This window comes from Pseudomonas sp. Soil_N_39, assembly GCF_057655955.1.
On the sequence record NZ_JBDGLI010000025.1, the window covers coordinates 93577 to 99826 of the forward strand.

6 protein-coding genes are annotated in these 6250 nt (G+C 58.9%); 5 read left to right on the forward strand and 1 reads right to left on the reverse strand.

All coding sequences use genetic code 11. The features are described 5' to 3' along the window. Positions 1–17: 17 nt before the first annotated feature. Positions 18–2141 carry a putative bifunctional diguanylate cyclase/phosphodiesterase gene (locus AC3A5O_RS26615; protein ID WP_487753936.1) on the reverse strand — a complete coding sequence of 708 codons (2124 nt, stop codon included), beginning with the start codon at positions 2139–2141 and terminating at the stop codon, positions 18–20. 321 nt (positions 2142–2462) lie between these two features. Between AC3A5O_RS26615 and AC3A5O_RS26620 the strand changes: the two genes are divergently transcribed. The 5 genes from AC3A5O_RS26620 (at position 2463) to AC3A5O_RS26640 (ending at position 6052) form a co-directional block, all read left to right on the forward strand. Beyond that, positions 2463–3131: a polysaccharide lyase family 7 protein gene (locus tag AC3A5O_RS26620; protein WP_122566582.1), complete on the forward strand. Its 669-nt coding sequence runs from the start codon at positions 2463–2465 to the stop codon at positions 3129–3131. A gap of 306 nt (positions 3132–3437) precedes the next feature. Next, a complete protein-coding gene (locus AC3A5O_RS26625; protein ID WP_122566581.1) occupies positions 3438–4106 on the forward strand; it encodes a polysaccharide lyase family 7 protein in 669 nt (222 codons plus the stop codon). 459 nt (positions 4107–4565) lie between these two features. Beyond that, complete coding sequence (locus AC3A5O_RS26630; protein ID WP_122566580.1) at positions 4566–4850, forward strand: fructose-bisphosphate aldolase; 285 nt, start codon at positions 4566–4568, stop codon at positions 4848–4850. A gap of 749 nt (positions 4851–5599) precedes the next feature. Next, the gene (locus AC3A5O_RS26635) at positions 5600–5878 is read left to right on the forward strand and encodes a ribbon-helix-helix domain-containing protein (protein ID WP_305491254.1); all 279 of its coding nucleotides are present in this window, start codon (positions 5600–5602) and stop codon (positions 5876–5878) included. Next, positions 5879–6052, forward strand: coding sequence for a type II toxin-antitoxin system RelE/ParE family toxin (locus tag AC3A5O_RS26640; RefSeq protein WP_305491255.1), 174 nt, complete (start codon positions 5879–5881; stop codon positions 6050–6052). It begins immediately after the preceding gene. The last annotated feature ends 198 nt before the right edge of the window (positions 6053–6250 follow it).

Here is a 6250-nt window from a genome sequence, read left to right on the forward strand (position 1 = left end):
CCGCCAGTGTAGCGAATTCAGGCCAGCACCGCGCTCCAGTCGAAGGGCTTGGCGAAGGCATTGGTGTCTTCGGCCATCAACGGTCGCGCCACCAGGAACCCCTGCACGAACTCACAGCCATGGGTCTGTAGCCACTGATACTGCTCGCGGGTTTCCACCCCTTCGGCGATCACCCGCAAGCCCAACTGCGTACACAGGTCGATGACCGATGCGGCCAACGCGGCATCTCGGGGCGACCCCGGCAAGCGGGCGATCAAGTGCCGATCGAGCTTGAGGGTATCGAGTTCAAGATCGCGCAGATGCGTCAGCGAACAAGGCCCCGAACCGAAGTCATCCAATGCCACGCGCACCCCGAGCTGGCGCAGCAGGCGCAATTGCTTTTGGGTTTCATCGGGATTGCGCATCAGCGCATCCTCGGTCACCTCGACCTCCAACTGTCGCGGCTTCAAGGCGTGGCGCTCCAGGACCTGGCGCAACTCGGTCACCAGGTTCGGCATGCCGAATTGAGTGCTGCTCAGGCTTACCCCCAACACCAGGTCGTCAGCGAACAACCGCTCCCAGACTTTGCGCTGGGCCGCGCTGCGATGATAAATCCAGCTGCCCAGCCGGCTGATCAATCGCGCCTCTTCCAGCAACGGCAGGAACAGGCCCGGTGGCACGTCGCCGACGCTCGGGTGCTGCCAGCGCAACAGCGCCTCGAACCCGCGGATCCGCCCGTCGACGATGCTTACCTGGGGCTGGTAGACCATATTGAAATCGCGGTTCTCGATGGCCGAGCGCACGCTCTCTTCCAGCATCAGCCGTGAACGGGCTCGACCGTTCATTTCGTGGTCGTAAAAACGGTATTGCTGGCGACCGGCACGCTTGGCTTCGTACATGGCGATATCGGACGCCCGTAGCAAGCCATCGAGGTTGGCGCCACAGTCCGGGTACGTCGCGATGCCGATGCTGGCGCCAAGCGCCACGTCCATGCCTTCGATCTGCTGGCAGATCGCGACGCGCTCGATGAGTTTCTCCGCGATCTTGGCCGCCTGCTCGGGAAACTCCAAGTCCAGTAGAGCCGTGAACTCGTCACCGCCCAGTCGCGCCAGGATGTCAAAGGGGCGCAGACACGCCTTCAACTGCTCCGACACCCAGCGCAAGACCCGGTCCCCGGCGTCGTGCCCCAGCGAGTCATTGACCCGCTTGAAGCCGTCGAGGTCCAGGTACAGCAGCACCCAGTTGCTTTCCAGCCGCTCGCTGCGCATCAACAGGTTTTCCGCAGTCTGGTAGAAGCCCCGGCGGTTGAGCAAGCCGGTCAGCGGGTCCGTGACGGCCTGGTATTCGAGCTGCTGGTGCAAGTGGCGAACCACGGACATGTCTTGGAGTGTCACCACCATCGCCTTCTGTTCCGAGGGCAGCGGCGCACAGGACAAGGCCACCGACACCTGCTGGCCGGGCGCCGTGCGCAGCACCGCGTCATGCAATCGCCAGGTTTCACCCCGCCGATAGGCATTGTGGATATCGGAATCGACCCACTCGGGGATGTGCGGTTTCTGCAGGAAATCCAGGAATGGCATGTCCTGCAACTGCTCGGCGGTGGCATTGAGCAAGCGGCAGGTGGACGGGTTGGCGAAGCGGATACAGCCGTTCTCATCCACCACCAGGATGCCTTCGGCGGCGTTGTCCAGCACCGAGGCATTGAAGGCCCTGGCCGCTTCGAGATCCTGGCTCAGGCGCTGCAAGGCCCGGCGATTGCGCTGGTGCTCGAGCAACGCCTGGACCTTGGGCTTGAGGATTTGCGGATCGAAGGGCTTGAACAGGTAATCCACGGCGCCACTGGCGTAGCCCTTGATGACCGCGTCCTGGGATTGCTCGTTGGCGGTCAGGAAAATGATCGGCGTGAGCCGCGTGCGCTGGCTGCCGCGCATCAGGCGCGCCACTTCGAAACCGTCCATGTCGGGCATCTGCACATCCAGCAGAACCAGGTCGATGTCGTGTTCGAGCAGCAGATTAAGCGCCTCGACCCCCGAGGACGCCGTCATGACCTGCCAATCCTGGCGCTGCAACAAGGCCCGCATGCTGAGCAGGTTTTCAGGGTAATCATCAACAATCAAAAGGACAGAGCTGCCTTCGCCGGGCGTTGGTTGCGCGCATTCCATGCTGCTTCTCTTATCGGGCGCCACGTCCGTTTTTACGTAGCAAAGCGGACAAATACTGTCCCCTCACTCTAGACCGGGATTTTGAAAAGCAGTAGGTGTCATCACGCCATCATCCAGACAAAGCCCGAAATAGCCGACTAACGGTCACCCTGCTCAGGCACAGAAACTGCAATGACACCATCGACGAACAATTGACGTCAAACATCCGCCGAACGGTCAACAAAAAAAGCCCAGTCCAGCGTTCCGAAACGCTTCAAAAGGGCGGTTTAAAGCCTCCCGCTACGGCGTACACCTTTACATCTCGACACGCAGGACTTGGACATGATCGATCTCGCAACTTGGAACTTGAGCATTCCCGAAGGCGCCCCACCGGCAACCATTCAAACCTCACAATTGGTTCAAGGCTTCAAGAACCAATATTTCAACTCTGAAACCGGCACCGTGTTTTTCTGGGCTCCCGTGACAGGCGCCACGACGGCCAACGCCATTTACCCACGCAGCGAACTGCGCGAAACCAACGGCGACGGTACGTTGCGTAATTGGCTTTACCCCGCGGCGGATAACAAGCTGGCCGCCACCTTGACCGTCGGCCAAGTGCCCAGCACCGGCAAGCTGGTGATTGGCCAGATCCACGCCAAGGACAGCACCAGCCCCATGGTGAAGCTGGAATACCAGTACAAGACCTACAGTTCCACCGGCAACATCGTCGCCAAGGTGCGCATGCGCCCCGACGACGCAACGGGTCAGGTGATCACCATCGCCACGGGCATCAAACTCAACCAGCCGTTTTCTTACCTGATCCACCTCAACCGCGCAGGTCTGCTGACCATCAACGGTGCCGGATACCAATGGAGCAGCACCGTCAGCAGCACCTGGAGCACCAAGCCGCTGTATTTCAAGGCCGGAGTCTACGTGCAGGACAATACCGGCTACGCCACCGAAGGTGGAAAAGTGACGTTCAGCCTGCTGGACATCGATCACAACCTCTAAGCCTTCCCCCTCGCGCAGCAGCATGGATCGCTGCCTGCTCGTAGCCGACTCGCGCCTTTGCGAGCAACATCGAAGGGCAACGTCAAAAAGCCATCGTTCAAAGAAATTTTGACACTCCCGACTAACGGTCAATTATCTGCGGCACAAAATCGACAATCCCTACTCTGACGGACTGCTGACGCCAACCCTCCGCCGGACGACCGTGCCAATTGCTCGCCCGCGCCCCCTCCTGGCCTCAGCAAAACCGCGTCTTAGAGCCTCCGGCTGTGGCGTAAATCATTTCTTCTTCTCAGAAAGGATCCGAACATGGTCGATCTTGCAACCTGGAACCTGAGCATTCCCGAGGGCAGCCCGCCGAAGACCATCGAAACACCTCGGCTGGTGGATGGGTTCAGGGATAAATATTTCAATTCTGAAGGCAGCACGGTGTACTTCTGGTCACCGGTTACCGGCAGCAAGACTGAAAATGCGATCTACCCCCGCAGCGAATTGCGTGAGACCTACAAAGACGGCACCCTGCGCAACTGGCTGTACCCCGATGCCGACAACCAATTGCGTGCGAAACTGGTCGTCAACCAGGTGCCCAGCAGTGGCAAGATCGTGATTGGTCAGATCCATGCCAAGGACAGCAGCAAACCCATGGTGAAGCTGGAATACCAATACAAGGATGCCACCAGCACCGGGGACATCGTCGCCAAAGTGCGCATGCGCCCCAATGACGACGAAGGCCGGGTCATCACCGTCGCCACCGGTGTAAAACTTAATCAAGCCTTCAGTTACCGGCTCCACCTTGATCGTACCGGCGACCTGGGCATTACTGCAGCGGGTCGTAGCTGGTACACCACCATCAGCTCTACTTGGCGGGTCAAGCCGTTGTACTTCAAGGCCGGGGTCTACGTGCAGGACAACACCGGCTATACCAGCGAGGGCGGAAAAGTGACGTTCAGTGTGCTGGATATCGATCACAACACCTGAAATTTCACTTCCGAAAATCTCGTAGGAAATCCCCTCTTGTGGCGAGGGGATTTATCCCCGCTGGGCTGCGAAGCAGCCCCCTTTCCGCCAGACCCACCGCATGCCCCGGTTTTACGGCGGCTGCGCCCCCGAGCGGGAGCAAGCTCCCTCGCCACAAGGGCCCGGTGCGTCCTACAGGTCGATTTTGGCTTCGAAAATCTCCTTTATAGTTCGGTGGGTCTGCTGGCGTTGGTCAGTGGGCAAGGGTTTCGCAGCCCTGGTGAGTTAGAATCACGACCGTCAAAAATCGACATAGGCGAATCCTGCCTACGTTCGGCTTTTTATGGCGGCTGTGTGTGGGAGATCTTCGGGTCTGCCGGGTTTCTCTAACTCCTCGGTCTGCGAACCCGCACATGGCTGCCACCCAATTTGTTTCGCAGCAAACGGTGGCAAATACTTTTCTTGAGTTAGAGGTTTGTCATGAAAGCCGAACAATTGCTCAGCCGCTTCACTCCACTCACCCCGATCGCCACCACCCAACCCATCCTGTTCATCGACCGCACCGCCCCACTGACCGAACTCCATGCCTGCGCCAGCGAACGCCTGCACGCTACCCTCGATTACCTGACCCTCATGGCCTGCGCCACGTTGCGCGATTCGGCCGCCAGCGACTTCAACACCCTCACCAATGTTGCTCGGATCCTGGTCCAGGATGTCACCGACGTGTTCGGCGTCATCGAACAACGCGGCCTCGAAGACCAATAAAGCCCTCCCGGCGGGAGATGATCCCCTGTGGGAGCGAGCTTGCTCGCGATAGCGCTGGGTCAGCAGCATGGATGGCGACTGACACAGCGCTATCAGGATCTGTGTGTATATCCATTTCTTTGGTAACGGCTACTTAGGGTTCCGCCCTTACGGCGGGTCACTTTTGAAGAGCGCAAAAGTAACCAAAACGCTCCTGCCCCACCACTTTGCACCTCGCCTAGGCTCGGTGTGCCCTCACTCCGGCATTGCTCCGTGGGCCCGCCGCGAAGGGCCATCCATGGTCCAGCGCGGCTATCCCGGCATCCATGCCGGGATGCCCACTCCACAATGCCTGCGTTCGGCCATCGTGGTTAACGGGGCGCCCGAGATCAACGTCCACCACGAGGCGGCCTGACAGCCGACCTGACTCTCCCGGTCGTACACCCTTCAGATCTGTGGGAGCAAAGCTTGCTCGCGATGACGACAGCACATTCGACATCTTCATCGACTATGACACTGCCTTCGCGAGCAAGCTCCCACACTGGATCTTCAGCACCCACAAAATTCATATACACCGCTGGGCCCAATGTGGGAGCGGGCTTGCTCGCGAAGAGGCCAATACATTCAACATCTTCATCAACTGAACCACCGGCATCGCGAGCAAGCTCACCCCTAATCCGCCTGTAAAGTCATCGAGGATGACAGGAGATCATGTGCATATTCTTTTGAGCAGAGCAGGATTAAATCCTATCTTATTCAGGAGGCTCATCATGCGTAGCACTCAACAGTTCAGCATCACGCTGCCTAACCAGATGGCTGACGTAGTGAAAGCCAAGGTGGCTGCTGGCGAGTACGCCACTGAAAGTGAAGTCATTCGTGATGGCCCTCGGGCGCTGCTGGCTCGTGATCGTGCTTTGGAAAACTGGCTCGTAGGTCAAGTAGCCCCAGCTTACGATGCCTTGAAAGCTGACCCCTCGCGCACGCTAAGCGTTGATGAGGTGCGCTCTCGATTGGCTGCAGAACACCAGAACGCCACCGTAAAATCGTAAATGACCCATACCGTCGAGTTTGCACCGCAAGCCCTTGAGCAGTTAGCTGCGCTCTATCGTTACATTGCCACAGAGGCTTCGCCGGAAATTGCCCATCGGTATACCGACGCCATCGTGACCTACTGTAAAGAGCTACAGATGTTCTGTGGCGTATATGCATTTTGTGGCTGCTGAAAATCCAATGTGGGAGCGAGACCCCCACCAAGAGCCAGGTCGGCTATAAGGCCGCCTCGCGGTGGACGTAGATTTTCGCGCCCCATTAACCACGATGGCCGAACGCAGGTATTGCGCAGTGGGCCCACGGAGCAATGCCTTCGTTCGGGCATGCCGAGCCTAGGCGAGGCACCGAGTGGTGGGGCAGGAGCGCTTTGG